At 70.4% G+C, this 25,915-nt stretch carries 25 protein-coding genes; 17 read left to right on the top strand and 8 right to left on the bottom strand.

Annotation, left to right across the window (positions count from 1 at the left end):
• The first annotated feature begins 102 nt into the window (after positions 1–102).
• On the top strand, positions 103–2,577 hold the full coding sequence (locus OHU89_RS11310) for an alpha-L-arabinofuranosidase C-terminal domain-containing protein (RefSeq protein WP_405642108.1): 2,475 nt from the start codon (positions 103–105) through the stop codon (positions 2,575–2,577).
• A gap of 57 nt (positions 2,578–2,634) precedes the next feature.
• Here OHU89_RS11310 and OHU89_RS11305 read toward each other — a convergent pair whose 3' ends face one another.
• On the bottom strand, positions 2,635–3,297 hold the full coding sequence (locus OHU89_RS11305) for a hypothetical protein (RefSeq protein ID WP_405642106.1): 663 nt from the start codon (positions 3,295–3,297) through the stop codon (positions 2,635–2,637).
• Between the two features lie 126 nt (positions 3,298–3,423).
• Between OHU89_RS11305 and argC the strand changes: the two genes are divergently transcribed.
• From argC to OHU89_RS11280, 5 genes are read left to right on the top strand one after another with little or no spacing between them, the layout of a single operon-like run.
• A complete protein-coding gene (gene argC, locus OHU89_RS11300; RefSeq protein ID WP_405642105.1) occupies positions 3,424–4,452 on the top strand; it encodes an N-acetyl-gamma-glutamyl-phosphate reductase in 1,029 nt (342 codons plus the stop codon).
• Positions 4,449–5,600, top strand: coding sequence for a bifunctional glutamate N-acetyltransferase/amino-acid acetyltransferase ArgJ (gene argJ / locus OHU89_RS11295; protein WP_405642103.1), 1,152 nt, complete (start codon positions 4,449–4,451; stop codon positions 5,598–5,600). The genes argC and argJ overlap by 4 nt, the downstream gene beginning before the upstream one ends.
• Positions 5,597–6,505 carry an acetylglutamate kinase gene (argB, locus tag OHU89_RS11290; RefSeq protein WP_266894858.1) on the top strand — a complete coding sequence of 303 codons (909 nt, stop codon included), beginning with the start codon at positions 5,597–5,599 and terminating at the stop codon, positions 6,503–6,505. The genes argJ and argB overlap by 4 nt, the downstream gene beginning before the upstream one ends.
• Complete coding sequence (locus OHU89_RS11285) at positions 6,502–7,698, top strand: acetylornithine transaminase (RefSeq protein WP_405642100.1); 1,197 nt, start codon at positions 6,502–6,504, stop codon at positions 7,696–7,698. Before argB ends, OHU89_RS11285 begins: the two co-directional genes overlap by 4 nt.
• Positions 7,699–7,718: 20 nt before the next feature.
• Positions 7,719–8,258, top strand: coding sequence for an arginine repressor (locus OHU89_RS11280; RefSeq protein WP_266833327.1), 540 nt, complete (start codon positions 7,719–7,721; stop codon positions 8,256–8,258).
• Between the two features lie 106 nt (positions 8,259–8,364).
• On the opposite strand, the gene OHU89_RS11275 is transcribed toward OHU89_RS11280, so the two are convergent.
• From OHU89_RS11275 to OHU89_RS11250, 6 genes are all read right to left on the bottom strand, one after another.
• The gene (locus OHU89_RS11275) at positions 8,365–9,102 is read right to left on the bottom strand and encodes an FAD:protein FMN transferase (RefSeq protein WP_405642098.1); all 738 of its coding nucleotides are present in this window, start codon (positions 9,100–9,102) and stop codon (positions 8,365–8,367) included.
• Positions 9,103–9,157: 55 nt separating this feature from the next.
• On the bottom strand, positions 9,158–9,949 hold the full coding sequence (locus OHU89_RS11270) for an FMN-binding protein (protein WP_405642096.1): 792 nt from the start codon (positions 9,947–9,949) through the stop codon (positions 9,158–9,160).
• Between the two features lie 39 nt (positions 9,950–9,988).
• Positions 9,989–11,371, bottom strand: a complete 1,383-nt coding sequence (locus OHU89_RS11265; RefSeq protein ID WP_405642095.1) for a ferric reductase-like transmembrane domain-containing protein — start codon at positions 11,369–11,371, stop codon at positions 9,989–9,991.
• Between the two features lie 125 nt (positions 11,372–11,496).
• The gene (locus OHU89_RS11260; RefSeq protein WP_405642093.1) at positions 11,497–12,198 is read right to left on the bottom strand and encodes a L,D-transpeptidase; all 702 of its coding nucleotides are present in this window, start codon (positions 12,196–12,198) and stop codon (positions 11,497–11,499) included.
• Between the two features lie 3 nt (positions 12,199–12,201).
• Positions 12,202–12,786, bottom strand: coding sequence for a pyridoxamine 5'-phosphate oxidase family protein (locus OHU89_RS11255; protein ID WP_266894870.1), 585 nt, complete (start codon positions 12,784–12,786; stop codon positions 12,202–12,204).
• A 133-nt stretch (positions 12,787–12,919) separates the two neighbouring features.
• Positions 12,920–13,801: a hypothetical protein gene (locus OHU89_RS11250; protein ID WP_405642091.1), complete on the bottom strand. Its 882-nt coding sequence runs from the start codon at positions 13,799–13,801 to the stop codon at positions 12,920–12,922.
• Positions 13,802–14,013: 212 nt separating this feature from the next.
• On the opposite strand from OHU89_RS11250, the gene argH reads away from it, so the two are divergent.
• From argH to OHU89_RS11195, 11 genes are all read left to right on the top strand, one after another.
• The gene (gene argH / locus OHU89_RS11245; RefSeq protein ID WP_266894874.1) at positions 14,014–15,447 is read left to right on the top strand and encodes an argininosuccinate lyase; all 1,434 of its coding nucleotides are present in this window, start codon (positions 14,014–14,016) and stop codon (positions 15,445–15,447) included.
• Positions 15,448–15,599: 152 nt separating this feature from the next.
• Complete coding sequence (locus tag OHU89_RS11240) at positions 15,600–16,571, top strand: aldo/keto reductase (protein WP_405642089.1); 972 nt, start codon at positions 15,600–15,602, stop codon at positions 16,569–16,571.
• Positions 16,572–16,654: 83 nt separating this feature from the next.
• Positions 16,655–17,203, top strand: a complete 549-nt coding sequence (locus OHU89_RS11235; protein ID WP_267017971.1) for a TetR/AcrR family transcriptional regulator — start codon at positions 16,655–16,657, stop codon at positions 17,201–17,203.
• Positions 17,200–18,726 (top strand): MFS transporter, encoded by a 1,527-nt coding sequence (locus tag OHU89_RS11230; protein ID WP_405642087.1) that lies wholly within the window; start codon positions 17,200–17,202, stop codon positions 18,724–18,726. The genes OHU89_RS11235 and OHU89_RS11230 overlap by 4 nt, the downstream gene beginning before the upstream one ends.
• Positions 18,727–18,843: 117 nt before the next feature.
• The gene (locus OHU89_RS11225; protein WP_405642085.1) at positions 18,844–19,041 is read left to right on the top strand and encodes a hypothetical protein; all 198 of its coding nucleotides are present in this window, start codon (positions 18,844–18,846) and stop codon (positions 19,039–19,041) included.
• On the top strand, positions 19,038–20,024 hold the full coding sequence (locus OHU89_RS11220; RefSeq protein ID WP_405642084.1) for an AAA family ATPase: 987 nt from the start codon (positions 19,038–19,040) through the stop codon (positions 20,022–20,024). The genes OHU89_RS11225 and OHU89_RS11220 overlap by 4 nt, the downstream gene beginning before the upstream one ends.
• Complete coding sequence (locus OHU89_RS11215; protein ID WP_405642082.1) at positions 20,021–20,974, top strand: DUF58 domain-containing protein; 954 nt, start codon at positions 20,021–20,023, stop codon at positions 20,972–20,974. The genes OHU89_RS11220 and OHU89_RS11215 overlap by 4 nt, the downstream gene beginning before the upstream one ends.
• A 28-nt stretch (positions 20,975–21,002) precedes the next feature.
• Positions 21,003–21,953 carry a VWA domain-containing protein gene (locus OHU89_RS11210; RefSeq protein ID WP_405642080.1) on the top strand — a complete coding sequence of 317 codons (951 nt, stop codon included), beginning with the start codon at positions 21,003–21,005 and terminating at the stop codon, positions 21,951–21,953.
• A gap of 145 nt (positions 21,954–22,098) precedes the next feature.
• A complete protein-coding gene (locus OHU89_RS11205; RefSeq protein ID WP_405642078.1) occupies positions 22,099–23,013 on the top strand; it encodes a S1C family serine protease in 915 nt (304 codons plus the stop codon).
• 37 nt (positions 23,014–23,050) lie between these two features.
• Positions 23,051–23,719 (top strand): response regulator transcription factor, encoded by a 669-nt coding sequence (locus OHU89_RS11200; RefSeq protein WP_405642077.1) that lies wholly within the window; start codon positions 23,051–23,053, stop codon positions 23,717–23,719.
• Positions 23,716–24,999: a sensor histidine kinase gene (locus tag OHU89_RS11195; RefSeq protein WP_405642075.1), complete on the top strand. Its 1,284-nt coding sequence runs from the start codon at positions 23,716–23,718 to the stop codon at positions 24,997–24,999. Before OHU89_RS11200 ends, OHU89_RS11195 begins: the two co-directional genes overlap by 4 nt.
• On the opposite strand, the gene OHU89_RS11190 is transcribed toward OHU89_RS11195, so the two are convergent.
• Positions 24,996–25,685: a 1-acyl-sn-glycerol-3-phosphate acyltransferase gene (locus OHU89_RS11190; RefSeq protein WP_266833293.1), complete on the bottom strand. Its 690-nt coding sequence runs from the start codon at positions 25,683–25,685 to the stop codon at positions 24,996–24,998. The two genes, OHU89_RS11195 and OHU89_RS11190, sit on opposite strands and share 4 nt — an antisense overlap.
• Between the last annotated feature and the right edge of the window lie 230 nt (positions 25,686–25,915).

Raw genomic sequence — 25,915 nt, 5'->3', positions numbered from 1 at the left:
GACCCGTTGACCTCGCGAATCCCCCTCCCTATCTTGCCGTTCGAAGTGTTGATCAGCGTCTGATATCTCGAACACCTCCCCCGATCGAGCCGCGGAGTATCCATGTCACGCACCCGCTGGAGATTCGGCCTCGCCGCCACCGCGTTCCTGGTGACGGCCGGTCTCGTTCCGGCCCCGGCCCATGCCGAGGACGCCGCCGACTACGCCATCACCGTCGACCCCACCGCCAAGGGCGCGAAGATCGACGACACGATGTACGGCGTCTTCTTCGAGGACATCAACCGGGCCGCCGACGGAGGCCTGTACGCCGAGCTCGTCCAGAACCGGTCCTTCGAGTACTCGACCGACGACAACCGCTCGTACACCCCCCTCACCTCCTGGACCGTCGACGGCGCCGGACAGGTCGTGAACGACGACGGCCGGCTCAACGCGCGCAACCGCAACTACCTCTCTCTGGCCGCCGGTTCGACCGTGACCAACGCCGGTTACAACACCGGTGTCCACGTCGAGGAGGGCAAGAAGTACGACTTCTCCGTGTGGGCCCGCGCCGAGAGCGGCACGACCCTCACTGTCTCGCTCCAGGACGCCGACGGGGGCCTCGCCACCGCCCGCCAGGTCGCCGCGAAGGGCGGCTGGGCCAAGTACAAGGCGACCTTCACCGCCACCCGCACCAGCAGCAACGGCCGTCTGACCGTCGCCTCCTCGGACGCGGCCGCCCTCGACATGGTCTCCCTCTTCCCGCGCGACACCTACAAGCACCAGGCGAACGGCCTGCGCAAGGATCTCGCCGAGAAGATCGCCGCCCTCCAGCCCGGCTTCGTGCGCTTCCCCGGCGGCTGCCTGGTCAACACCGGCTCGATGGAGGACTACAGCGAGGCCTCCGGCTACCAGCGCAAGCGCTCCTACCAGTGGAAGGACACCATCGGCCCGGTCGAGGAGCGCGCGACCAACTCCAACTTCTGGGGCTACAACCAGAGTTACGGCCTCGGCTACTACGAGTACTTCCGCCTCTCCGAGGACATCGGCGCCATGCCGCTGCCCGTCGTCCCCGCCCTGGTGACCGGTTGCGGCCAGAACCAGGCCGTCGACGACGAGGCGTTGCTCAAGCGGCACATCCAGGACACCCTCGACCTCATCGAGTTCGCCAACGGCCCGGTCACCTCGACCTGGGGCAAGAAGCGCGCCCGGATGGGCCACCCCAAGCCCTTCCACCTCACCCACATCGAGGTCGGCAACGAGGAGAACCTCCCGGTCGAGTTCTTCGCCCGGTTCAAGGAGTTCCGCGCCGCCATCGCGGCCAAGTATCCGGACATCACCGTCATCTCCAACTCCGGCCCCGACGACGCCGGTTCGATCTTCGACACGGCCTGGCAGCTGAACAAGGACGCCAAGGTCGACATGGTCGACGAGCACTACTACAACAGCCCGCAGTGGTTCCTTCAGAACAACGACCGCTACGACTCCTACGACCGCAGCGGCCCGAAGGTCTTCCTCGGCGAGTACGCCTCCTGGGGCAACGCCTTCAAGAACGGTCTCGCCGAAGCGGCCTTCATGACCGGCCTGGAACGCAACGCGGACGTCGTCAAACTCGCCTCGTACGCCCCCCTGTTCGCCAACGAGGACTACGTCCAGTGGCAGCCGGACCTCGTCTGGTTCAACAACCACGCCTCCTGGAACTCCGCCAACTACGAGGTCCAGAAACTGTTCATGACCAACGTCGGCGACCGCGTGGTGCCCTCCACGGCGACCGGGACACCGTCGCTGACGGGCCCCATCGCGGGCGCGGTCGGCTTGTCGACCTGGGCGACCACGGCGGCGTACGACGACGTGAAGGTGACGGACGCCGACGGCAACTCCCTGCTGAGCGACGACTTCTCCGGTGACGCCTCGAAGTGGACCCATACAGGCGGCGGCAGCTGGAGCGTCCAGGACGGGCAGTACGTGCAGACCGACGTGGCCGCCGAGAACACCATGGTCTCGGCCGGCGACACCAACTGGCACGACTACGACCTGCATGTGAAGGCCACCAAGAAGTCCGGCAAGGAGGGCTTCCTCGTCGCCTTCGGCGTCAAGGACACCGGCAACTACTACTGGTGGAACCTCGGCGGCTGGAACAACACCCAGTCCGCCGTCGAGCAGGCCGTGGACGGCGGCAAGTCGACGCTGATCTCCAAGGCCGGGTCGGTCGAGACGGGCCGTGCCTACGACATCGACATCAAGGTGAGGGGCCGCCAGGTCACCCTGTACCTCGACGGACAGGAATGGGGCAGCTTCACCGACGACAAGCCGGCCGAGCCGTTCCGTCAGGTCGTGACCAAGGACAAGAAGACCGGTGACCTGATCGTCAAGGTCGTCAACGCCCAGTCCACGGCGGCCCGCACGGCGGTCGACCTCGGCGGCGCCAAGGTCGCGTCCAAGGCGAAGGTGACCACGCTGGCCGCCGCGCCGGACGCGGTCAACACGGAGGCCGCGACCGCGGTCGCACCGGTGACCTCCACCTTCACCGGGGTGGCGAGCGAGTTCACCTACACCTTCCCGGCGAACTCGATCACCTTCCTGCGGATCAGGCAGCGCTAGCGGATCCCGGCGGGTGCGGGCGACGCCGGCCCGCACCCGCCGGGCCTCCCGTGTCCCTCAGGCGTCCTTGCGGCGCCGGAACCAGCCGCGCCCGGGCGGCGGCAGGTGGGGGAGCGACTGCGGGGCGCCCGGCCCGCCGAACGGCGGCAGGGCCTTGAAGCGGTCGTCGAAGCTGATCGTGGGCGTGATCCGGTGCAGGGCGGCGCGCACGAGGGTGAGCGGATGGTCGGGAAACCGGGCGTCCCACTCTTCGTGGTCACCGACGTGATACGGCAGGCCCCCCGTCTGTCCCTCCGTGTAGGGGTGGGGCCGGAAGTACTCGGCCGGACCCACCTGCGCCATGATCATGGCTTCCCGCATCCCGGTCGTGGCACCCTCGGCGGCCTGCACCTTCACGACCGTGCTGGACCCTGCCCTCGGCACGGTCCACGAGCCCAGGAACGCCTGCCCGGGCCGGCTGCCCAGCGGCATCTTGACCAGCTGGCGCACCGCCGGGATGCCGTCCACGGAACCGGGCACCGCCTCGATCAGCCCGCCACCGGCCCCGGCCACGAGCTGGGCGAGTCCCGCCCCGAGCCGTTGCGGCTCGTGCAGCGCGGCGGGCAGGTCCGGGATCAGCGGGAAGAAGTGGACCGACAGGACGAGCCCCGCCGCGTCGGTCCACACCCCCGGCTCACGCTCGGTGAAGCCGGTCAGGTCCAAGCTGGTTATCGGTGTCATGGCGATCACCGGGTCGAGGTTACGCAGCCCCGCGGCATGGGCAAAGATCGCTCCGGCCCCGCCCCTGCATGGATTGCATAAACGTGCATCGATACGTATAGTCATGCCATCCAAGAGGAGGATTCCATGGCGGTACGTGCGGCAGTGGCCGGAGCGAGTGGGTACGCGGGCGGCGAAGTCCTGCGGCTGCTCCTGGCGCACCCCGAGGTCGAGATCGGCGCCCTGACCGGCAACTCGAATGCCGGGCAGAAGCTGGGCGCGCTCCAGCCGCATCTGCTGCCGCTGGCCGACCGCGTGCTCCAGGAGACCACGGCCGACGTCCTCGCCGGTCATGACGTCGTCTTCCTCGCCCTGCCCCACGGCCAGTCCGCCGCCGTCGCCGAGCAGCTCGGCCCGGACGTCCTCGTCGTCGACATGGGCGCCGACTTCCGGCTGAAGGACGCCGCCGACTGGGAGACGTTCTACGGCTCCCCGCACGCCGGAACCTGGCCCTACGGCCTTCCCGAACTGCCGGGTGCCCGCGCCGCGCTGGAGGGGTCCAAGCGCATCGCGGTGCCCGGTTGCTACCCGACCGCCGTCTCGCTCGCACTCTTCCCGGCGTACGTCGCCGGACTCGCCGAGAACGAGGCCGTGATCGTCGCCGCCTCCGGGACCTCCGGGGCAGGCAAGGCGCCCAAGACCAATCTGCTGGGCTCCGAGGTCATGGGCTCCATGTCGCCGTACGGCGTCGGCGGCGGCCACCGGCACACGCCCGAGATGATCCAGAACCTCAGCGGGGCGGCGGGGGAGCCGGTCTCCGTCTCCTTCACGCCGACCCTCGCACCGATGTCCCGCGGCATCCTCGCCACGTGCAGCGCGAAGGCGAAGCCCGGCGTCACCGCCGAGTCCGTCCGCGCCGCCTACGAGAAGGCCTTCGCCGACGAGCCCTTCGTCCACCTGCTCCCCGAGGGGCAGTGGCCCGCCACGGCGTCCGTCCACGGTTCCAACGCCGTTCAGATCCAGGTCGCGTACGACGAGGCCGCCGGCCGCATCATCGCCATCAGCGCCATCGACAACCTGACCAAGGGCACCGCGGGCGGTGCCCTGCAGAGCATGAACATCGCCCTCGGACTCGACGAGTCCACCGGGCTTTCCACGATCGGAGTCGCACCGTGAGCGTCACGGCAGCCAAGGGATTCCAGGCGGCGGGCATCGCCGCCGGGATCAAGGAGAACGGCAACCCGGACCTGGCCCTCGTGGTCAACACCGGGCCGCGCCGCGCCGCCGCGGGCGTCTTCACCTCCAACCGCGTGAAGGCCGCCCCGGTCCTGTGGTCCGAGCAGGTCCTGAAGACCGGCCAGTTGACGGCCGTCGTCCTCAACTCCGGGGGCGCCAACGCCTGTACGGGCCCCAAGGGCTTCCAGGACACGCACGCCACCGCCGAGAAGGTCGCCGACGTCCTCGGCATCGGAGCGGGCGAGGTGGCTGTCGCCTCCACCGGCCTGATCGGCGTGCTGCTCCCCATGGACAAGCTGCTGCCGGGTGTCGCCACGGCCGCCGAGGCCCTCAGCGAACACGGCGGTGAGAAGGCCGCCATCGCCATCAAGACCACCGACAGCGTCCACAAGACGTCCGTCGTCACCAAGGACGGCTGGACCGTCGGCGGCATGGCCAAGGGCGCGGGCATGCTCGCCCCCGGCCTCGCCACCATGCTCGTCGTCCTCACCACCGACGCCGACGTCGAGAGCGACGTGCTGGACAAGGCGCTGCGCGCCGCCACGCACACCACCTTCGACCGCGTCGACTCCGACGGCTGCATGTCCACCAACGACACCGTGCTGCTGCTCACCTCCGGCGCCGCCGAAGTCACCCCGGCCTACGAGGAGTTCGCCGAGGCCGTACGGGCCGTCTGCGACGACCTCGGACAGCAGCTCATCCGGGACGCCGAGGGGGCCAGCAAGGACATCAAGGTCGAGGTGGTCAACGCCGCGACCGAGGCCGACGCCGTCGAGGTGGGCCGCTCCATCGCCCGCAACAACCTCCTCAAGTGCGCCATCCACGGCGAGGACCCCAACTGGGGCCGTGTGCTCTCCGCGATCGGCACCACGCAGGCCGCCTTCGAGCCGGACCGGCTCAACGTCGCCATCAACGGCGTCTGGGTCTGCAAGAACGGCGGAGTCGGCGAGGACCGCGACAAGGTCGACATGCGCTACCGCGAGGTGCACATCGTCGCCGACCTGGCCGCAGGCTCCGAGACCGCCACCATCTGGACCAACGACCTCACCGCCGACTACGTCCACGAGAACAGCGCGTACTCATCATGAGCACTACTCGTAAGCACACGGCACTGCCGAAGGCCCAGATCCTCATCGAGGCGCTGCCCTGGCTGGTCCGGCACAACGGCAAGACGGTCGTCATCAAGTTCGGCGGCAACGCCATGATCGACGAGGACCTGAAGGCCGCCTTCGCCCAGGACGTCGTCTTCCTGCACCACGCCGGCCTCAAGCCGGTCGTCGTGCACGGCGGCGGCCCGCAGATCAGCGCCGCCCTCGACCAGGCCGGCATCGTCAGCGAGTTCAAGGCCGGGCTCCGGGTCACCACCGAGGACGCCATGGACGTCGTACGGATGGTGCTCGCCGGACGGGTCCAGCGCGAGCTCGTCGGGCTCCTCAACCAGCACGGACCGCTCGCCGTGGGACTCACCGGCGAGGACGCGCACACCATCACCGCCACCAAGCACCAGCCCGAGATCGACGGCGAGTTGGTCGACATCGGGCGGGTGGGCGAGATCACCGCGATCGACACGGGCGCGATCGAGGCACTGCTCGCCGACGGCCGGATCCCGGTCGTCTCGTCGATCGCCCGTAGCCAGGACGACGGACATGTCTACAACGTCAATGCTGATACGGCGGCTGCGGCACTCGCTGCTGCTCTGGGCGCCGAAACCCTCATGGTCCTCACGGACGTCGAGGGTCTCTACGAGGACTGGCCCAACAGCGACGAGGTGATCAGCCGCCTCACGGCTTCCCAACTGGAGAAGCTGCTGCCGGAGTTGAGCTCCGGCATGGTCCCGAAGATGGAGGGCTGTCTGCACGCCGTGCGAGGCGGCGTCACCACGGCCCGGGTCATCGACGGGCGGGTCCAGCACTCGATCCTGCTGGAGATCTTCACCGACGAGGGCATCGGCACGATGGTCGTGCCGGACGACGACAAGGGGGATGGGGAATGACCGGCACCGCGACCAACGCAGAGCTCACCCAGCGGTGGCAGGGCTCGCTCATGAACAACTACGGCACCCCCCGGCTGCCCCTCGTCCGCGGTGCGGGCCTCAAGGTCTGGGACACCGAGGGCAAGCAGTACTACGACTTCGTCGGCGGCATCGCCACCAACGCGCTCGGCCACGCCCACCCGGCGATCGTCGAGGCCGTCAGCAAGCAGATCGCGTCGATCGGCCACATCTCCAACTTCTTCATGGCCGAGCCCACCGTCGCCCTCGCCGAACGGCTCCTCCAGCATTTCGGGCGGGACGGCAAGGTCTTCTTCTGCAACTCCGGCGCCGAGGCCAACGAGGCCGCCTTCAAGATCGGCCGACTGACCGGGCGGACCCACATGGTCGCCACCAGCGGCGGCTTCCACGGCCGGACCATGGGCGCCCTCGCCCTCACCGGCCAGCCCGCCAAGCGGGAGCCCTTCCTGCCGCTGCCCGGCGACGTCACGCACGTGCCGTTCGGCGACGCGCAGGCGCTGGCCGCCGCGGTCACCGAGGAGACCGCCCTCGTCGTCATCGAGCCGATCCAGGGCGAGAACGGTGTGATCGTCCCGCCCGCCGGCTACCTGAAGGCGGCCCGGGCGATCACGGCGGCCAAGGGTGCGCTGCTGGTGCTGGACGAGGTGCAGACCGGCATCGGCCGGACCGGCCACTGGTTCGAGTACCAGGCCCACGAGGGCGTCCTGCCGGACGTCGTCACCCTCGCCAAGCAGCTCGGCGGCGGCCTGCCGCTCGGCGCGACCGTGGCCTTCGGCCGGGCCGCCGAACTGCTCCAGCCCGGACACCACGGCACGACCTTCGGCGGCAACCCCGTCGCCTGCGCCGCCGGACTGGCCGTGCTCGACACCATCGCGAACGAGGGGCTGCTCGAGAACGTCAAGCGCCAGAGCGCCGCGCTGTCCGACGGAATCGAGGCACTGGGGCACCCGCTGATCTCCCACGTCCGGGGCTCCGGCCTCCTCCTGGGTATCGTGCTCACCGAGCCGCTCGCGCCCCAGGCGCAGCAGGCGGCTCAGGACGCCGGTTTTCTGGTGAACGCGCCCGCCCCCGATGTCGTACGGCTGATGCCGCCGCTGAACCTCGGCGACGACGAGGTGGAGGCGCTGCTCCAGGCGCTGCCGGGCGTGCTGGACGTGGCCAACGGGGATGGATGAGCCGGAGAGATGAGACGTCGATGAGCCAGGCGCAGGATCACGAGCAGACCCACGGGCCTGCCGTACCGCAGACCCGCACCGCACGGCACCGCCGGATCGTGGACATCCTCAACCGGCAACCGGTCCGTTCGCAGAGCCAGTTGGCGAAGCTGCTGTCCGACGACGGGCTGAGCGTCACGCAGGCGACGCTCTCCCGGGACCTGGACGAGCTGAACGCGGTGAAGATCCGTAACAACGACGGTGACCTGATCTACGCGGTGCCGAGCGAGGGCGGGTTCCGTACTCCTCGTGCGCCGCTGGGGGAGTCCGCCAAGGAGGAGCGGATGCGGCGGCTCTCCCAGGAGCTGCTGATCTCCGCGGAGGCGTCCGCGAACCTTGTCGTTCTGCGGACGCCGCCCGGTGCTGCGCAGTTCCTGGCGTCGGCGATCGATCAGGCCGAGCTGCATGACATTCTCGGGACGATCGCGGGTGACGACACGTTGATGTTGATCAGCCGGGATCCCACTGGGGGGCAGGCGTTGGCCGAGCATTTGTTGCGGTTGGCTCAGAACGGCCACTGAGTGGGGTGGTGTTCGAGGTGTGCCGGGTGCGGGTGCTTCGTGGCTTGTCGCGCCCGCACGGCGGAGCCGCACATCGATACAGCCCCGCGCCCCTGGGTGGGTGCACTCAGCCCAGTCTTGAAGCCAGGCCGCCGGTGCACCGGACCTCGTCGCCCGCCGTGATCAAGAGTGCCTCCACGTCGGGCAGTGACTCCAGCCACCGCAAGCCCTCCCGCGACCCCATCGCGAACGCCGCTGTCGCCCAGCAGTCCGCCCAGGTCACGCTGGTGGCCACCACGGTCACCGCCACCAGGTCCGTGACCGCTGAGCGGCCGGTGCGGGGGTCGACGATGTGGGCGCCGCGCTCGGCCGTACCGGATGTCGCCACGGCCAGTTCGGTCGTACCCGCCGCCGAGACCACCGCCGCCAGGCCTCCCGGCCGCAGCGGATCCGCCACCCCCACCCGCCACGGCCGCTGCGGCCCCGGCGTCCCCAGCAGCTGTACGTCCCCGCCGCCGTTGAGGCTCACCCCGGTCGCCCCGGCCTCGGAGAGGGAGCGTGCCGCGCGTTCGACGGCCCAGCCCTTGACGATGCCCGTCGGATCCAGGTGGCCCTCGTAGCGCAGGCTGAACCAGCCGTCGCTCGCTTCCTCCGCCTTGGCGCCCAGGTCCAGGATCTCGGCGACCTCGGGGTCGCAGTCGCCGACCGTCAGTTCACCGCGGGCGAGCCGGGAGATCTGGCTGTCGTCGCGGTAGGTGCTGAAGACGGCGTCGGCGCGGTGCAGACCCGCGACCGCCTTCGCCAGGGCCGCCTCGACGGCGGCTGGTTCCCCGCCGCGGACGTCGAAGGAGAAGACGGTCCCCATGACCTCCTCCGTATGACGTACCGCGGCGGGAGCTTCTGCCGGTTCGGCCACCGTGTCAGCCACCGGCCTGGTCCAGCGCCGACTGCAGGGACTGCTTGTAGCCGGCGCTCGTGTAGGTCGCGCCCGACACCGCGTCGATGTCGGCGTTGCCCGCCGCCACCGCCGCCTGGTTGAGCTTCGGGATGGCGTTGCCGTTGACCTGGTCGCTCTGGCCGCCCTTGGGCTGCTGGACCGCCTCGGCCTTGGTGATCTTGCCGTTGGTGACGGTGACACGGACCTGGACGGGCCCGTACTGGGTCTGGGAGACGGTGCCGGTGACGACCTTGGGGGCCGCCGCCTCGGCGTTGCCTGCGCTCTCCGAGGGGGCCGGCGAGGACGCTCCCGTCGCGGCCGCCGCGTTGCCCTTGTCGATGGCGGACTGGAGCGACTTCTTGTAGCCCTCGCTGGTGTAGGTCGCCCCGGACACCGTGTCGATCTGCGCACTCTGCTTGGCGAGCGTCGCCGCGTTGAGCTTCGGCACCGCGTTGCCGGTGATCTGGTCGCTCTGGCCGCCCTTGGGCTGCTGGACCGTCTCGGCCTTGGTGATCTTGTTGTTGACGAAGGTGATACGGACCTGGATGGCCCCGTACTCGGTCTGCACGGCGTCCCCGGTGGCCGTGCCGGTGGCCGCCTGGGCGCCGCCCTGCGCGGACTCCTGGGCCGCCGCGGTCTGCTGCGGGGCCGCGTCGCCGGCCGCGGACGCGTCGGCTGCGTCGGTCCCCGGCTTCAGGGACAGCAGCAGCACGATCCCGGAGACGGTGGCCGCGCCGGCCAGGACGACACGCCGAAGGGGGTGACTCTTCCTCATCGCTTCAACAGCTCCTGAAGTCCTTGAAGTTCCTGTCGCTCACATCTCGAACGACTCGTGATGGATGCGGCGGGCGGGTACACCCGCGCCGCGCAGTGCCTCGTACACACCCTGTGCGAAGCCCGGCGGCCCGCACATGAAGACGTCGTGCTCGTCGATGTCCGGCAGCTTCTGCTGCAGCCGCTCCGCCGAGATGTCGGGCCGCTCGCCGTCCGGACTGTTGACCGCGTACATCAGCCGGGCGCCCCGCTCGTCGGCGATGGCGGCCAGCTCGTCCCAGAGCGCCAGGTCCTGGGTGCTGTTGGCCCGGTAGAGCAGGGTGATGTCACCGGACGCCCCGGGCAGCGTCTCGAACAACGCCCGCATCGGCGTGATACCGACCCCGCCCGCGACCAGCAGCACCTTGCCGCGGCTGCGGCGCTGGGCGGTGAGCGCGCCGTACGGGCCCTCGGCCCACACCTTGGTGCCGGGCGTCAGCTCGCGCAGCCGCTCGGTGTGGTCGCCGATCGCCTTGACCGTGATCCGCAGCATGTCCGGGCGGGGCGCCGCCGACAGCGAGTACGGGTGCGAGCTGAACCGCATGCCCGGCGCCTTGAACCGCCAGCGGAAGAACTGCCCCGCCTGCGCGCCCATCCGGTGCAGCTTCTTGCCGCCGATGAGCACCGAGACGATGCCCGGTGTCTCCTCGATGACCGCCTCGACGTACATCCGGTGCCGCAGGTTGAGACGGATCGGGGTGAGGATCCGGTACCAGACCACCAGCGCGGTGACCGCGCCGTACAGCCCGTACCAGAAGGTCTTCGCGGCCGGCTCCACGGCGAACTCGTTGCCGGTGCTGATCTGGTGCCAGAACGTCAGGTAGACGACCGCGTAGGTCAGCAGGTGGATGTGGTACCAGGTGTCGTACCCGATGATCCGGCGGATCCCGCCGATCGAGAGGAACGCGATGACGAACAGCATCAGGGTGCCGATGCCCGCCTTGCCCATGTCGGGCAGGGTGTTGACCGAGTCGATCGTCTGCTGGACCACGTCGCCGAGCGACTTGCCGGCCTGGAGTGCGTACGCCCACATGGTGAGGAAGACATGCGCGGCGACCAGGAAGATCGTGTAACGGCCGCTCATCGCGTGCCAGCGGGCGACCCGGTCCGAGCCCACCCGCCGTTCCAGGGCGGGCACCCGGGCCATCTGGAGCACCACGAGCGCCATGAGATAGCCGGCGAGCAGACCGGTGATCCGGCCCGCGGCGAGGATCTTGGCGGTGTTGTCCGCGAGGGACGGTGTGTTGTCCCACCACAGCCACAGCACCGCGGCCGCGCCCGCCCATAGGGCGATCACCAGCGGGACGGCCGGGGAGCGGCGCGGGCGGATGCGGCGCATCGTCTGGCGGCGGGCGGCGCGGCCGCCTGCGAGCGTGGTGGTCACGGTTCCTCCGGGAGCGGGGCAAGGGGGGTGGCGTGGTCCCTTGGCCCAGAGGTACGTGCCGCGACGCCCGTGTGTTCAGAGCCCGGTCGAGTTCGAGGCGGACTCGAGTGACTCGTGGTAACCCCTCAGTACCCGGTGATCGCCGTACGCCCGCTCGTCGTGCCGATCGCGATGTGCGGAGCGTCGTCCGGGTCGGCCCACCGGAGGATCCGCCGCATGGCGCCCGCGGACACCGACACACAACCGGCCGTCGCCCCGCTGCCGTTGACATGGAGGAAGATCCCGGCACCCCGGCCGCGCACGGGCTCGGTGTAGTTGAAGCCGATGACCATGGCGTGGGCGTACTGCTTCTCGTACGAGATCAGATGCTCGGACTCGGCGGCCCGGCAGTCCTTGGCGCGGGGCTCGCTCCAGCGGTTGTAGGAGCGGGAGTCGTTGTCCTGGCACCACCAGGATTTCGCGCGCACGGGACGGTACTTGTACGACGTCCCGCCCGGCGCCGCTTTGATGCCGAAGGCGTACGGCAGGTGGTAGAGCCCCGTCGGGGTCGTGCTGGTGCCCTGCTTGCGCGAGGCTCCCTCGACGAGTCCGTTCGCCCCGAACCGGGCCTTGGCCGAACCGGCCCGCACCCACTGCCCGTTGCGCACTTCCCACCAGGTGAGCGTGCCGGTGGTCGAGCCGGTCCTCGCGGCGACCGCGGTGATCAACTGCGTGCCGCCCCCGGTGTCGGTCATACGGGCGGGCAGGGGCTGCCCGCCGCCGGGCGCGGCACCGAGTACGAGAAGGGACGCGGAGACGAGAGCCGTGGCGACGGCGGGGGAGCCCATGGCTCAGACCGTAGAGGGCGGCAGCGGCAGTGGCAGCCCGGGTAGGCCATCCAGGCTCGTGGCGATCTGCCTCTTGGCGAAGTAGGCGCTCAGCGACTCGTCGTCCTCGCGCGCGAACCGCTTGGCGTGCAGATCGCGGTCCTCGTCGTACGTCATGAAGGGCACCGCGTAGCCGCAGGAGTCGCGGATCGTCTCGGCCGTCACGACGATGATCGCCCGCAGCCCGTGGAGACTCGGGTCGATGTCCGGGAAGTGGCCGAGGAGTTCCTTGAAGCGCGGGTCGTCCCGCAGGACCGCCTCGCCGCGGCCGTGCACCCGGACGATGTTGGGCGGGCCCTGGAACGCGCACCACATCAGGGTGATCCGGCCGTTCTCCCGCAGATGCGCGACCGTCTCGGCGTTGGAGCCCGCGAAGTCCAGGTACGCGAAGGTGAGTTCGTCCAGAACCACGAAAGAGCCCTTGAGGCCCTTGGGGGAGAGGTTGACCGTGCCGTCGCCGGAGAGAGGGGCGGTCGCGGTGAAGAAAATGGGCTGCGCCTCGATGAAGGTGCGCAGCCTGCCGTCTATGCGTTCATAGGTCTTTCCCATGTCTAACGATTATGGGTGCAACTCTTTCGCCTGTCTAATGAATTGCGGCATCCGTCCGGCAGGCGTCTGTGCACGCATCGCCGTGGCCGCCCCGGCCGGCGCTGGAGTCGGGGCGGCCACAGCACCTGTCACGTCACTGGGTGAGCGTGCAGGCGGCGAGGGATTCCAGGCCCTGCGGCTTCTCGGCGGTACGGCCGATGGAGATGGCGATGCGCTCGATGGCGGCGGTGCGCTTGCTCGCCAGCGGGCCGACGATGGCGTTCTGGACGAAGTTCGGTCCGCCCTGGCCGACCGTGTCGACCAGACGCTTGTTGGCCTCGTCGATCTGCGTCTGCAGGAGGGCGAGGTTACGGTCGACCTCGGCCTGCGCGGTCGCCGGGATCGCGGGGAGCTGGGAGGCGACGTCCGGGCAGCTGATGGTCCCGACGCCGGCGTTGCCCGCGTCCTCGCCGGCCTCGTTGCCCGCCTCCTCGCCGGCGTCCGACGCCGTGGCGCTCGGAGCGGCCTCGGCCTCCTCACCGGCGCCGGCCTCCTCGCCCGCTCCCGCCTCTTCCTCGGCGACACCGCCCGCGTTGAGAGCGCAGGGCGCGAGCGCCTCCAGACCCGCCGGGCGGTCGGCGGTGCGGCCGATGGCGGTGGCGATGCGGTTGACCACGGCGATCCGCTTGTCCTCCAGCGGGCCGAGGATGGCGTTCTGGACGAAGTTGGCTCCACCCTGGCCGACCGTGTCGACGAGGCGCTTGTTGGCCTCGTCGATCTGGGTCTGCAGGAGGGTGATGTTGCGGTCGACCTCGGCCTGTGCGGTCGCCGGGATCGCGGGGAGCTGAGAGGCGACGTCCGGGCAGCTGATGGTGCCGGGGTCGGCGAGGGTCTGCGCGTTGGTCGTGCCGTTGCTCTTGGAGGTCTCTCCGGCGAGGGCGGAACCGGCGATCACCGCACCGGTCAGCACGAGGGCGGTGGCACCGCCGATCAACGCGACGCGGCGCTTGTTGTACTTCGGAAGAGCCCTGGACATGCTGATGCCTCACAAGGGTCGAGGGGTGTCGTCGTCTCTGTGTTGTACAAACGCGGCGCCTGCGTTCGGCGGGAAGTACGGGTAAGCGGTTTCCCGTGTTCAAAGGACTCTTGAATTCGCGGCCGAACCTGCCGCAATTGACGAATCATGCATTGCACTGCATACTCATGCATGACAGTGAAGGTGCCACACCCTCCCTAGGAGCAACGCAAGTGAGCAGCAACAGCGGTGATGTCCGGCTCTGGGGCGCCCGTTTCGCCGACGGTCCCGCCGAGGCCCTGGCGAAGCTGTCCGCGTCCGTCCACTTCGACTGGCGGCTGGCGCCCTACGACATCGCCGGTTCGCGTGCCCACGCGCGCGTGCTCCACAAGGCGGGGCTGCTCACGGACGACGAGCTGACGCGGATGACCGCGGGCCTGGACCAGCTCGCGGTGGATGTCGCCGACGGTTCCTTCGTGGGCACGATCGCCGACGAGGACGTCCACACGGCTCTGGAGCGTGGCCTCCTGGAGCGCCTCGGCCCCGACCTCGGCGGCAAGCTTCGCGCGGGCCGCTCCCGCAACGACCAGGTCGCGACCCTCTTCCGCATGTACCTGCGGGACCACGCCCGGATCATCGGCGGCCTGATCGCCGAGCTCCAGGACGCGCTGATCGGCCTGGCCGAGGCCCACCCGGACGTGGCGATGCCCGGCCGCACCCACCTCCAGCACGCCCAGCCGGTGCTCTTCGCCCACCATGTCCTGGCGCACGCGCAGCCCCTGTCCCGGGACGCGGAGCGGCTGCGTCAGTGGGACGAGCGGACGGCGGTCTCCCCGTACGGCTCGGGCGCCCTGGCCGGCTCCTCCCTGGGCCTGGACCCGGAGGCGGTCGCCGCGGACCTCGGCTTCGAGCACGGCAGCGTCGGCAACTCGATCGACGGCACGGCGTCGCGTGACTTCGTCGCCGAGTTCGCCTTCATCACCGCGATGATCGGTGTGAACCTCTCCCGGATCGCCGAGGAGATCATCATCTGGAACACGAAGGAGTTCTCCTTCGTGACCCTGCACGACGCGTTCTCGACCGGCTCGTCGATCATGCCGCAGAAGAAGAACCCGGACATCGCGGAGCTGGCGCGCGGCAAGAGCGGCCGCCTCATCGGCAACCTGACGGGCCTCATGGCCACGCTCAAGGCGCTCCCGCTGGCGTACAACCGCGACCTCCAGGAGGACAAGGAGCCGGTCTTCGACTCCTGCGACCAGCTCGAGGTCCTGCTCCCCGCCTTCACCGGCATGATGGCCACCCTGACGGTCCACCGCGAGCGCATGGAGGAGCTGGCCCCGGCGGGCTTCTCCCTCGCCACCGACATCGCCGAGTGGCTGGTCAAGCAGGGCGTGCCCTTCCGCGTCGCCCACGAGGTCGCCGGCGAGTGCGTCAAGGTCGCGGAGTCCGAGGGCAAGGAACTGGGCGACCTGACGGACGAACAGTTCGCCAAGATCAGCGCCCATCTGACGCCGGAGGTGCGGACGGTACTGAACGTGCCGGGCGCGCTGGCTTCCCGGAACGGCCGCGGCGGTACGGCGCCGAGCGCGGTCGCGGTCCAGCTGGCGGAGGTCAAGGCGGACGTGGCGAACCAGCACGCTTGGGCAACGGCTCGACAGCAGGCGTAAGGGGCACGGGGAACTGCGCGACAAGCCACGAAGCGCCCGCACCCGCAATCGAGCCGTACGTCCCGAGCTCGTAGGCGCCCTGCTTCACCGAAGGTCATCGCGGGTTACGTTGGTCGGAACGCCGTACCGGAGCCGACCGATCGGAGCCCGCGATGCCCTTCGCCCGTCTGGCGACAGCAACAACCCCCACCTGCCACATCGGCTTCGGCCTCGCCGCAGTCGGCCGCCCCGGCTACATCAACCTCGGCCGCGACCAGGACCTCCCGGAGAGCCGCAGCGTCGACGCCCTGCGCGCCCGGACCCATGAACTCCTGGACGCCGCCTACTTCCAGGGCGTCCGCTACTTCGACGCGGCCCGCTCCTACGGCCGTTCCGAAGAGTTCCTCGCCGACTGGCTCAACGCACGCCCCGACATCGACGACATCGTCGTAGGCAGCAAATGGGGCTACACCTACACCGCCGCCTGGACCACCGACGCCGAGAAGCACGAGGTCAAGGACCACAGCGTCCAGACGTACGTCCGCCAGCGCAGCGAAACCGCCGAACTCCTCGGCGACCGCCTGGACCTCTACCAGATCCACTCGGTGACCCCGGACAGCCCGGCCCTCACCGACAAGGAACTCCACGCGAAGCTGGCCGAAGCGGCCGCCGCGGGCGTGAGCATCGGCTTCTCCACCAGCGGCCCCGCCCAGGCCGACGCCATCCGCGCCGCGCTCGCCGTGACGGTCGACGGCGAACCCCTCTTCCGCACGGTCCAGTCCACCTACAACGCCCTGGAGACCTCGGCCGCCCCCGCCCTCGCCGAAGCCCACGACGCCGGACTGACCGTGATCGTCAAGGAGGGCATGGCCAACGGCAGGCTCGCGGACCCGTATGCACCGGACGCCCTGAAGGCGGTGGCCGCCGAGACGGGCCTTGGCTGCGACGCGGTCGCCCTCGCCCTGATCCTGCGTCTGCCCTGGGCCGGCGTCGTCCTCTCCGGTGCCGCCACCAGCAGTCAGCTCGCCTCCAACCTGCACGCCGCGGTCGTCGACCTCGACGAGGCCCAGCTGGCCCGCCTCGCCGAGCTCGTGGAGGAGCCGCAGGCGTACTGGGCGCGGCGCGGACAGTTGCCCTGGCACTGACAGAAACACGGCTCGACGGCCGCTAGTGAGACACCCATGCCCATGATGAGACGTGAATGTCTCACATGGGCTATGGTTGTCTCATGGCTGTCGATCGTGACCACGTGCTGCGCAGTGCCGCGGCCCTGCTGACCCACAAATCCACCGCGACCATGGACGAGGTCGCGAAGGCCGCCGGGATCAGCCGCGCCACCCTGCACCGCCAGTTCGCAGGGCGCGACGCGCTCGTACGGGCCCTGGAGGCGCTCGGTATCGCCGAATGCGAGGCCGCCCTGGACGCGGCCCGCCCGGACGAGGGCCCCGCGAGCGACGCCGTACGGCGGCTGGTGCGCGAGATCGAACCGGCCGCCGCCCTCCTCGCCTTCCTCTACAGCGAGAACCAGCTGTTCGAGGGTGAGCAGAACGCGGGCTGGACCCGCATCGACGAGCGCATCGCGGCCCTGTTCAAGCGCGGCCAGGCGAGCGGCGAGTTCCGCATCGACCTCACGCCGACCTGGCTCACCGAGGCGCTGTACGGCCTGCTGGCCTCCGGCGCCTGGGCGGTGTCGGAGGGCCGGGTGGCCGCCAAGGACTTCCAGTACATGATCGTCGAGCTGTTGCTCGGCGGAGCACTACGGAGAGAGGAATCATGACCAGCACCCTGCAGCCGGCGTCGACGAACGAGGCGGTGACCAAGCGCCCGGGACGTTGGCTCGCGCTGTCCGTCCTCGTGCTCGCCGTGCTGCTGGTGGCCGTCGACGCGACCGTCCTCGGTCTCGCGACCCCCTACATCAGTGAGGACCTGAAGCCGTCCGGCACCCAGCTCCTCTGGATCGGCGACGTCTACTCCTTCGTCATCGCCGGTCTGCTCGTCTCGATGGGCAGCCTCGGCGACCGTATAGGCCGCAAGAAGATACTCCTCGTCGGCGCCACGGCGTTCGGTGCGATATCGGTCCTCAACGCCTATGCCACGACACCGGAGATGATGATCTTCGCCCGCGCCCTGCTGGGCGTGGCGGGCGCGACGCTGATGCCGGCGACCCTCGCCCTGATCCGCAACCTCTTCCACGACCCGCGCGAACGCAGCCTCGCGGTGGGCATCTGGGGCGCGACGGCCTCCGCCGGTACGGCGATCGGCCCGATCGCCGGCGGCTTCCTGCTCGAACACTTCTGGTGGGGCTCGGTCTTCCTGATCAACCTGCCCGTGATGGCGGTCCTGGTCGTCGTCGGCATCAAGCTGCTGCCGGAGTCGAAGAACCCGAACCCGGGCCCGTGGGACATGCTCAGCGTGGCCCTGTCCCTGGTCGGCATGATCGCCCTGGTCTACGCCGTCAAGGAGGCCGCCACCCACGGCTTCAGCGGCGAGGTCGCCGCCGTCGCCCTGCTGGGCGCGGGTGCGCTGATCTGGTTCGTCCGCCGCCAGCTGACCCTGCCGACCCCGCTGCTGGACATGCGGCTGTTCCGCAACCGAGGCTTCAGCGCGGCCGTCCTGGCCGACCTGCTGACCATCCTCGGCCTGTCGGGTCTGGTGTTCTTCCTCTCGCAGTACCTGCAACTCGTGCAGGGCAGGCGCCCGTTGGAGGCGGGCCTGGCCGAACTGCCCGCGGCGATCGGCGCGGTGGCGGCAGGGCTGCTCGCCGGCCGCGCGGCCCGCCGCTTCTCGGTCCGCTCGGTGGTCGCGGGCGGCCTGGCGGCGGTCGGCCTGGCACTGGCCTCACTCACGGTGATCGACCAGTCGACGGGCTACCCGCTGCTGGGCGCGGCCCTGCTGGTCGTCGGCATCGGCGCGGGCTTCTCGTTCACGGTGACGGCGGACGTGATCCTGTCGAGCGTGCCGAAGGAACAGGCGGGCTCGGCGTCGGCGGTCTCGGAGACGGCCTACGAACTGGGCGCGGCCCTGGGCATCGCCGTACTGGGCTCCATCGTGACGGGCGTGTACCGCGACTTCACAGGTCCGGCGGGGACACCGGACGGGGCGCACGAGTCGCTGGGCGGCGCGGTGGAGGCGGCGGCAGGGATGCCGGCGCAGCAGTCGGCGGCACTCCTGGACTCGGCGAGGCAGGCATTCGTGGACGGCCTGTCACTGGCGGCGGGCCTGGGAGCGGCGGTCCTGCTGGCAACGGCGGTGGCGGCATGGTTCATGCTTCGCGACCAACGGTTGGAGAACGAGGTTTAGGGGCGCGGGGAACTGCGCGATCAACCCCCACCGGCCCGCAGCCGCCGTGCGGTCCCCAGCCAGCCCCTGCATCTGCCTTTAGCTCCCTTTTCGCCCCGGCCTGATGGTCTTGGCTCCATGACACGACGCACACGAAAACTGTTCGTCACCGGAGCCGTACTGGCGGCCGCGGGCCTCACCAGCGGCGGAGTCGCCCTCGCAGCCGACAGGGGCGACGAACCGTCCCGCGACAGGGTCCGGTTCGTCGTCACGGAGAACGACCACGACTGCCCGGAGAAGAGCACGGGCACCGACACCCCGGCCTCCGACCTATGACCAGCGAGGCCGAACTCCTCGAAGAGGCCCTCTTCGAGGTCAAGCGCGTCATCGTCGGCCAGGACCGCATGGTGGAACGCATGTTCACCGCGGTCCTGGCCCGAGGCCACTGCCTCCTGGAGGGCGTCCCCGGCGTCGCCAAGACCCTCGCCGCGAAGACCCTCGCCCACGCGGCCGGCGGCCACTTCGCCCGCCTCCAGTTCACCCCCGACCTCGTCCCCTCCGACATCACCGGCACCCGCATCTACCGCCCCTCCCAAGAGGCGTTCGACATCGAACCGGGCCCGGTCATCGCCAACGTCGTCCTCGCCGACGAGATCAACCGCGCCCCCGCGAAGGTGCAGTCCGCCCTCCTGGAGGTCATGGGCGAGCACCAGGTCTCCATCGGCGGCACGACCCTGTCCGTCCCCGAGCCCTTCCTCGTCCTCGCCACCCAGAACCCCATCGAGTCCGAGGGCGTCTACCGCCTCCCCGAGGCACAACGCGACCGCTTCCTGCTCAAGGTCGAGGTACCAGCGCCCAGCGAGTCCGAGGAACTGGCCATCCTCTACCGGATGAGCGTGGACCCGCCGAGCCCCCGTCGCGTTCTCACCCCGGCCCGGCTCGTCGCCCTCCAGCGCACCGCCGACGAGGTGTTCGTGCACCACGCGATCGCCGAGTACGCCGTACGACTGGTCTGCGCGACTCGCGAACTCGCCGGGCCGGAACAGCGGTTGGCGCACGGGGCCGGTCCCCGCGCGACCCTCGGTCTCGTCGCCGCGGCCCGCGCCCTCGCCCTGCTGCGCGGCCGCGGATACGTCCTGCCCGACGACGTCAGCGACCTGACCCACGAGGTGATCGGACACCGCCTGGTCCTCTCCTTCGACGCGCTCGCCGACGGTGTCACGCCGGGCGAGATCGTCGACGAGGTCCTCGCCGCTGTGGACCAACCGCGGATCAGCCCCCGCCAGGCCGCCACCGATGTCGGGGAGGCCGTCGCATGACCCCCACCCTGCGTGAGCTCACCCCGGAGCAGGCCCTGAAACACCTGGAGTTGCTCTTCACGAGGCATCCCGACGGCCTCCTCCAGGGCGACCACCCGGCCCTCGCGCCCGGCCCCGGCGACGAGATGGCGGAGACCCGGCCCTATGTCGTCGGGGACGACGTACGCCGTATGGACTGGAACGCCACCGCCCGCACCACCGTCCCGCACGTCCGCCTCACCCTCGCCGACCGCGAGCTCACCACCTGGATCGTCCTGGACGCCTCCGCGAGCATGGACTTCGGTACCGCTCGCATGGAGAAACGGGACCTCGCGGTGGGCGCGGCGGCGGCCGTCGCGTTTCTCACCGAGCGCGCGGGGAACCGACTCGGCGCGATCTTCTCCGGCTCGGGACCCGGAGGCCATCCGCAGGGAAGGCGCGGCACGGGACCGCACGGCATCCGGCGCATCCCGCCCCGCACCGGAAGACAGCACCTCCTCACCATCCTGCGCACCGCCCTGGACCGCCCCCGCGTCGCGCCCGGTGCCTCCGCCGACAGCCTCGCCGACGCCCTCGGAGTCCTGCGCGCCCTGCCCGACCGGGGCGGTCTGGTCGCGGTCGTCTCCGACTTCCTGGAGACCGGCTGGGAGCGGCCCCTGCGGGCCGTGGCCCGTCGCCACCAGGTGCTGGCGATCGAGACGGTCGACCCGCGTGAACTCGAGCTGCCCGCAGTCGGGTTGCTCACCGTCATGGACCCGGAGACCGGACGCCGACGCGAAGTGCCCACGCACGCACGGAAGTTCCGTGACCGGTACGCCGAGGCCGCGCTGGAGCAGCGGGCTCTGATCAAACGGACCATCCACCGGGCCGGCGCCGCCCATCTGCGGCTGCGCACGGACCGGGACTGGGTGCGGGACGTCGTGAAGTACGTCGAGGACCAGCGGCGCCGAACGGGAGGCGGTGCCGCGTGACGCGCCCGCTCGCAGGAAAGGAGGGATCATGGCTCTGCGTTCACCGGGCTGGCTGCTGCTCCTGGTGCCGCTCGCAGCGCTGATCGCCGCGTATCTGCTGACGCAGCGCCGCCGCGGCCGGTACGTCGTCCGCTTCACCAACCTCGACCTGCTCGACAAGGTCGCGCCCACGCGGCCCGGTTGGCGCAAGCACGTCCCGGCGGGCGCCTTCTGCGCCACGCTCGCCCTGCTGGTGGTGGGCTTCGCCCGCCCGACCGCCGACGTACAGGTCCCGCGCGAACGGGCCACGATCGTCGTCGCGTTCGACACGTCCGGGTCCATGGAGGCCACGGATGTGGAGCCCACCCGGTTCCTGGCGGCCCAGCGCGCCGCCCTCGCCTTCGTCGACCGGCTGCCCGCACGCTTCAACACCGGGCTGGTCACGTTCAGCGGCAACGCCACCGTCGCCGTCCCGCCGACCACCGACCGCGCCCTGCTGCGCTCGGCCGTCCAGCAGCTCACCACCGGCCAGGGCACCGCGATCGGCGAGGCCGTCATCGCCGCCCGCAACGCCATCCGCGCGCTCGACAAACAGGCCGAGACCGAACCGCCGCCGGCCCACATCGTCCTTCTGTCCGACGGCTCCAACACGGTGGGCCGCTCGGTCGAGTCGGCGGCACGGGAGGCGGCCGCCGACAGGATCCCGGTCTCGACGATCGCCTACGGCACCGAGGACGGCGTCGTCGAGTTCCCCGACGGACGGGTCCTCCAGGTCCCCGCCGACGGACCCGCGTTGGAGAACCTCGCCGCCGTCACGGGCGGCGACTACCACGAGGCCGCCACGGGCGAGGAGCTCCAGGCCGTCTACGACGACATCGGCAGCTCCGTCGGCCATCGCACCGAGGAACGCGAGATCTGGCAGTGGTTCGTGGCAGCGGGCCTCGGCACCGCGCTGATCGCCGCGGCGACGTCGCTGCTGTGGTTCTCGAGGCTGCCGTGAACGGGCGGCCGAGGGCGCGTGGCGGCGGCTGCCCCAGAGCGGCCGTGCCGACAACCGGCGCCGGGATCCGGCCGCCGCCCAGCCGTCACCGACGGCCCTGCGGACAGCCACCGGCCCACCGATCCCCCTGACCAAGGAGCCAGCCGTGACAGACCCCGAGCACTCCGGCCCACCGAACTCACCGGCCCCCACCCCACCCATCGGCCTCGGCACCCCACGCGGCCCCTTCCTGGCCGGCCGCCCCCCGACGCTCCCCGCCCCGACCGCATCTCCGGCACCCACCCCGTCCCCCTCCCCGTACGAAACCCCGAAATCCCCACCCCCCAAAGGCCGCCGCACCCCCCGCCCCCTCGCCACCGTCCTCCTCGCCGCCGTGCTCGCAGGCGGCGCCGCCGGATACGCGGCCGGTGCCCTCAGCGACGACGACCCCGCCACCCCGGCCGCCGCCGCCCGCACCTCCGGTGACCTGGAAGCCGTCGCCGCGCGCGTCCTGCCCAGCGTCGTCTCCGTGGTCACCTCCGACGGCCAGGGCTCAGGCTTCGTCTTCGACACCCGCGGTCGGATCCTCACCAACGCGCATGTCGTGGACGGCAGTTCCACCGTGACCGTCGAGCTCCAGGACGGCCGCAGGCTCAGCGCCGAGGTGATCGGCGACGACCCCGACCACGACGTGGCCGTACTCCGGCCCGAGACCGCACGCGGACTGCACCCCGCCCAGCTGGCCACCCCCGGCAGGCGTCCCGGCGTCGGCGACACCGTCCTCGCCATCGGCTCCCCGCTCGGCCTCAGCGGCACCGTCACCTCCGGCATCGTCAGCGCCCTCGACCGCGACGTACAGCTGGGCGAGGGTGGTCGGCAGCAGCGGGCCGTGCAGACCGACGCCTCGATCAACCCCGGAAACTCCGGCGGCCCCCTGGTCGACTCCGACGGGCGGGTCATCGGCATCAATACGGCCATCGCGACGTTGGACCAGCAGCGGGGCGGCTCCATCGGTATCGGCTTCGCCATCCCCGTCGCCGACGCGGCGGCCGCGGCCCGCACCATCATCGACGGCGGCTGAACCGCCACGGAGACCAACGGAGACCGAGGGGGCGGACATGCGACTGCTCGTGGTCGAGGACGAGGAAGACCTGGTCGTCGCGCTCAAGGTCGGGCTGGTCAGAGCGGGTTACGCCGTCGACGTCGCCCCCGACGTCGACACCGCGACCGAGAAACTGGCCGTCAACGACTACGACCTCGTCCTGCTGGACCTCAACCTCCCCGACGGCGACGGCTTCTCGGTCTGCCGCGCCGTCCGCGCCACCCCCGGCGGCCCCCGCATCCTCATGCTCACCGCCCGGGACCGCCTCGCCGACCGGGTGCGCGGCCTCGACGAAGGCGCCGACGACTACCTCGTCAAACCCTTCGCGCTACCCGAACTCCTCGCCCGCATCAGGGCGTTGCTGCGCCGCGAGGACGGCGGCACCGCCATCGTCGAAGTCGGCGAACTCCGCCTGGACACCGCCCGCTTCGAGGCCTACCGCGGCAACCGCCGACTCCAGCTCACCCCGAAGGAGTTCAGCGTCCTGCACTATCTGATGACCCGCCCCGGCCGCGTCGTACCGGCCGAGGAACTCCTCGAACACGTCTGGGACGAATACGCCGACCCGTTCACCAACACCGTGCGGGTCACGGTCGGTTCACTGCGCCGCAAGGTCACCGGAGAACAGGAGCCGCTCATCGAGACGGTGATCCGGCAGGGCTACCGCCTGAAGGAGACGCCATGAAACGGCCGTCTCCCACCAAGGCCCTCCCCGCCTTCACCCACACCATCCGCTTCCGGCTCACCGTCCTCTACTCCGGACTCCTCTTCGTCCTCACCGCCCTCGTCCTGGGTGCCACCTACCTCGCCGTGGAACGCAGTGGCGAGGCCCACCCGGTCACCAAGCAGTTCTCGGTGACGAAGATCGTGAACGGCGAGGAGGTGGGGGAGTTCGACGCGGTCAAGGTCGCCGAGGTCGAGGCCGCCGTCAACTACGAGACCCTCGCCAACCTCCGCCGCTTCTCCTTCGCCGTCCTCGGCGGCGTCGCGGTCGCCAGCCTCGCCCTGGGCTGGATCCTCTCCGGCCGCGCCCTGCGCCCCGTCCGCTCCATCTCCCGCACCGCCGCCGACATCCAGGCCACCGACCTCAGCCAGCGCATCCGCCTCCAGGGCCCGAAGGACGAGCTGCGGGACCTCGCCGACACGGTCGACTCCATGCTCGAACGCCTGGACGAGGCCTTCCGTGCCCAGCGCCAGCTCATCGACGACGCCTCGCACGAGTTGCGCAGCCCGCTGGCGATCATCCGCGCGAACGTGGACGCCGTACTGACGGCGGAGGACTCGAACGAGGAGGAACGCCGCACGGCCGCCCGCAGCGTCGACCGGGCCACCACCCGGATGACCCACCTCGTCGAGGACCTCCTCGCCACCGCCCGCCGCAACGCCCCCGCCCTCGCCGACGCCGACGTCGACCTCGCGGCAGCGGCGGCGGAGGCCTGCGAGGAGTTCCTGCCCCTGGCCGTCGAACGCGGCCTCACCCTGCACCGCCGCCTCACCACAGGCCTGACCGTCATCGGCGACCACGACGCCCTGCGCCGCGCCGTCGGCAACCTGCTCTCGAACGCCGTACGCCTCTCCCCACCGGGCACGCTGATCACGGTCGCGGCGGGAAGGAGCACCAACTGGCTCTGGGTGGCAGTACGGGACGAGGATCCCGGCATCCTGGACGACGACCAGACGAGGGTCTTCGACAGATTCTGGCGAGCGAACGCGGCAGGCGGCCGAGACCGGCACGCGGGCCTGGGCCTGGCGATAGTCAGACAGATCGTGGAGTCACACGGAGGCGAGGTGCGCCTGTTTTCCCAGGTCGGTGAGGGCTCGACCTTCGTGCTGTGGCTGCCGGATCAGCGAGGCGCCCCCGAAGGGGCGCGGGGCTGTGCGGAAAATGCGGCCACCGCCGCGTGGGCGCGACCAGCCACGAACAACCTGCACCCGCCGTCGAACAGCCCACTGAACGGCGATTAGGCAGCCTTGGCCTTGGTCGCGTACATGTCCACGTACTCCTGCCCCGACAGCTGCATGACCTCCGTCATCACAGAGTCCGTGACCGCCCGCAGCACATACCGATCCCGGTCCATCCCCTCGTACCGGGAGAACTCCATCGCCTCACCGAACCGAACGGTGACGCGGCCGGGCCGCGGAATCCCCGCACCACCCGGCTGCACCTTGTCCGTACCGATGATGGCGAACGGAACAACCGGCGCACCGGTCATCATGGCCAGCCGCGCGATCCCGGTGCGCCCGCGGTAGAGCCGGCCGTCGGGGGAGCGGGTGCCCTCCGGGTAGATGCTGAAGACCTTGCCCTCCTCCAGCACCCGGCGCCCGGTCATCAGCGCCGCGACACCACCGCGCCCGCCGTCCCGGTCGACCGGGATCATGCCGCAGCCCGTGAAGAACCAGGCCATCAGGCGCCCCTTGAGACCCTTGCCGGTGACGTACTCGTCCTTGCCGATGAAGAAGACCTGACGGTCGCAGAAGAGCGGCATGATCATCGAGTCGATGAACGTGAGGTGGTTGCCGGCGAGGATCACCGGGCCGTCTCCCGGGATGTGCTCCGCGCCCTCCACCCGTGGGCGGAACATCAGGCGCATGATCGGTCCGAGCACTGCCTTGATGAGCGCGAAGCGGGACAACGGATCCTCCGGTGTCAAGTGAATCGGTATATGTCTGTGCAGGTGAGGACGATACTCGCGGTTCCGGGGGTCGTGCACATCGGGTGCGCCGGGTTCACCGAGGTCTTACGCACTGTTGACGCTGGTTTACCTGCGGTGGCGCACGGTGTACCGCCCGTAACCCGTTGGCCATGATGTGACGGACATCGCGTACCCCTTCTGATGAGCCGTCAACTCAAACTTGGGTACGACATCCAGCGTCACCCGCG

This window comes from Streptomyces sp. NBC_00019 (genome assembly GCF_045041015.1).
Lineage (GTDB): Bacteria > Actinomycetota > Actinomycetes > Streptomycetales > Streptomycetaceae > Streptomyces.
The sequence above is the reverse complement of the archived record's forward strand: the minus strand, read 5'-3'. Positions and strand labels throughout refer to the sequence as shown.

Coding starts and splice junctions, on each gene's coding strand:
- OHU89_RS11310 (WP_405642108.1), top strand. CDS start 103: ATGTCACGCACCCGCTGGAGATTCGGCCTCGCCGCCACCGCGTTCCTG.
- OHU89_RS11305 (WP_405642106.1), bottom strand. CDS start 3,297: ATGACACCGATAACCAGCTTGGACCTGACCGGCTTCACCGAGCGTGAG.
- argC (WP_405642105.1), top strand. CDS start 3,424: ATGGCGGTACGTGCGGCAGTGGCCGGAGCGAGTGGGTACGCGGGCGGC.
- argB (WP_266894858.1), top strand. CDS start 5,597: ATGAGCACTACTCGTAAGCACACGGCACTGCCGAAGGCCCAGATCCTC.
- OHU89_RS11285 (WP_405642100.1), top strand. CDS start 6,502: ATGACCGGCACCGCGACCAACGCAGAGCTCACCCAGCGGTGGCAGGGC.
- OHU89_RS11280 (WP_266833327.1), top strand. CDS start 7,719: ATGAGCCAGGCGCAGGATCACGAGCAGACCCACGGGCCTGCCGTACCG.
- OHU89_RS11275 (WP_405642098.1), bottom strand. CDS start 9,102: ATGGGGACCGTCTTCTCCTTCGACGTCCGCGGCGGGGAACCAGCCGCC.
- OHU89_RS11270 (WP_405642096.1), bottom strand. CDS start 9,949: ATGAGGAAGAGTCACCCCCTTCGGCGTGTCGTCCTGGCCGGCGCGGCC.
- OHU89_RS11260 (WP_405642093.1), bottom strand. CDS start 12,198: ATGGGCTCCCCCGCCGTCGCCACGGCTCTCGTCTCCGCGTCCCTTCTC.
- OHU89_RS11255 (WP_266894870.1), bottom strand. CDS start 12,786: ATGGGAAAGACCTATGAACGCATAGACGGCAGGCTGCGCACCTTCATC.
- OHU89_RS11250 (WP_405642091.1), bottom strand. CDS start 13,801: ATGTCCAGGGCTCTTCCGAAGTACAACAAGCGCCGCGTCGCGTTGATC.
- OHU89_RS11240 (WP_405642089.1), top strand. CDS start 15,600: ATGCCCTTCGCCCGTCTGGCGACAGCAACAACCCCCACCTGCCACATC.
- OHU89_RS11235 (WP_267017971.1), top strand. CDS start 16,655: ATGGCTGTCGATCGTGACCACGTGCTGCGCAGTGCCGCGGCCCTGCTG.
- OHU89_RS11230 (WP_405642087.1), top strand. CDS start 17,200: ATGACCAGCACCCTGCAGCCGGCGTCGACGAACGAGGCGGTGACCAAG.
- OHU89_RS11225 (WP_405642085.1), top strand. CDS start 18,844: ATGACACGACGCACACGAAAACTGTTCGTCACCGGAGCCGTACTGGCG.
- OHU89_RS11220 (WP_405642084.1), top strand. CDS start 19,038: ATGACCAGCGAGGCCGAACTCCTCGAAGAGGCCCTCTTCGAGGTCAAG.
- OHU89_RS11215 (WP_405642082.1), top strand. CDS start 20,021: ATGACCCCCACCCTGCGTGAGCTCACCCCGGAGCAGGCCCTGAAACAC.
- OHU89_RS11210 (WP_405642080.1), top strand. CDS start 21,003: ATGGCTCTGCGTTCACCGGGCTGGCTGCTGCTCCTGGTGCCGCTCGCA.
- OHU89_RS11200 (WP_405642077.1), top strand. CDS start 23,051: ATGCGACTGCTCGTGGTCGAGGACGAGGAAGACCTGGTCGTCGCGCTC.
- OHU89_RS11195 (WP_405642075.1), top strand. CDS start 23,716: ATGAAACGGCCGTCTCCCACCAAGGCCCTCCCCGCCTTCACCCACACC.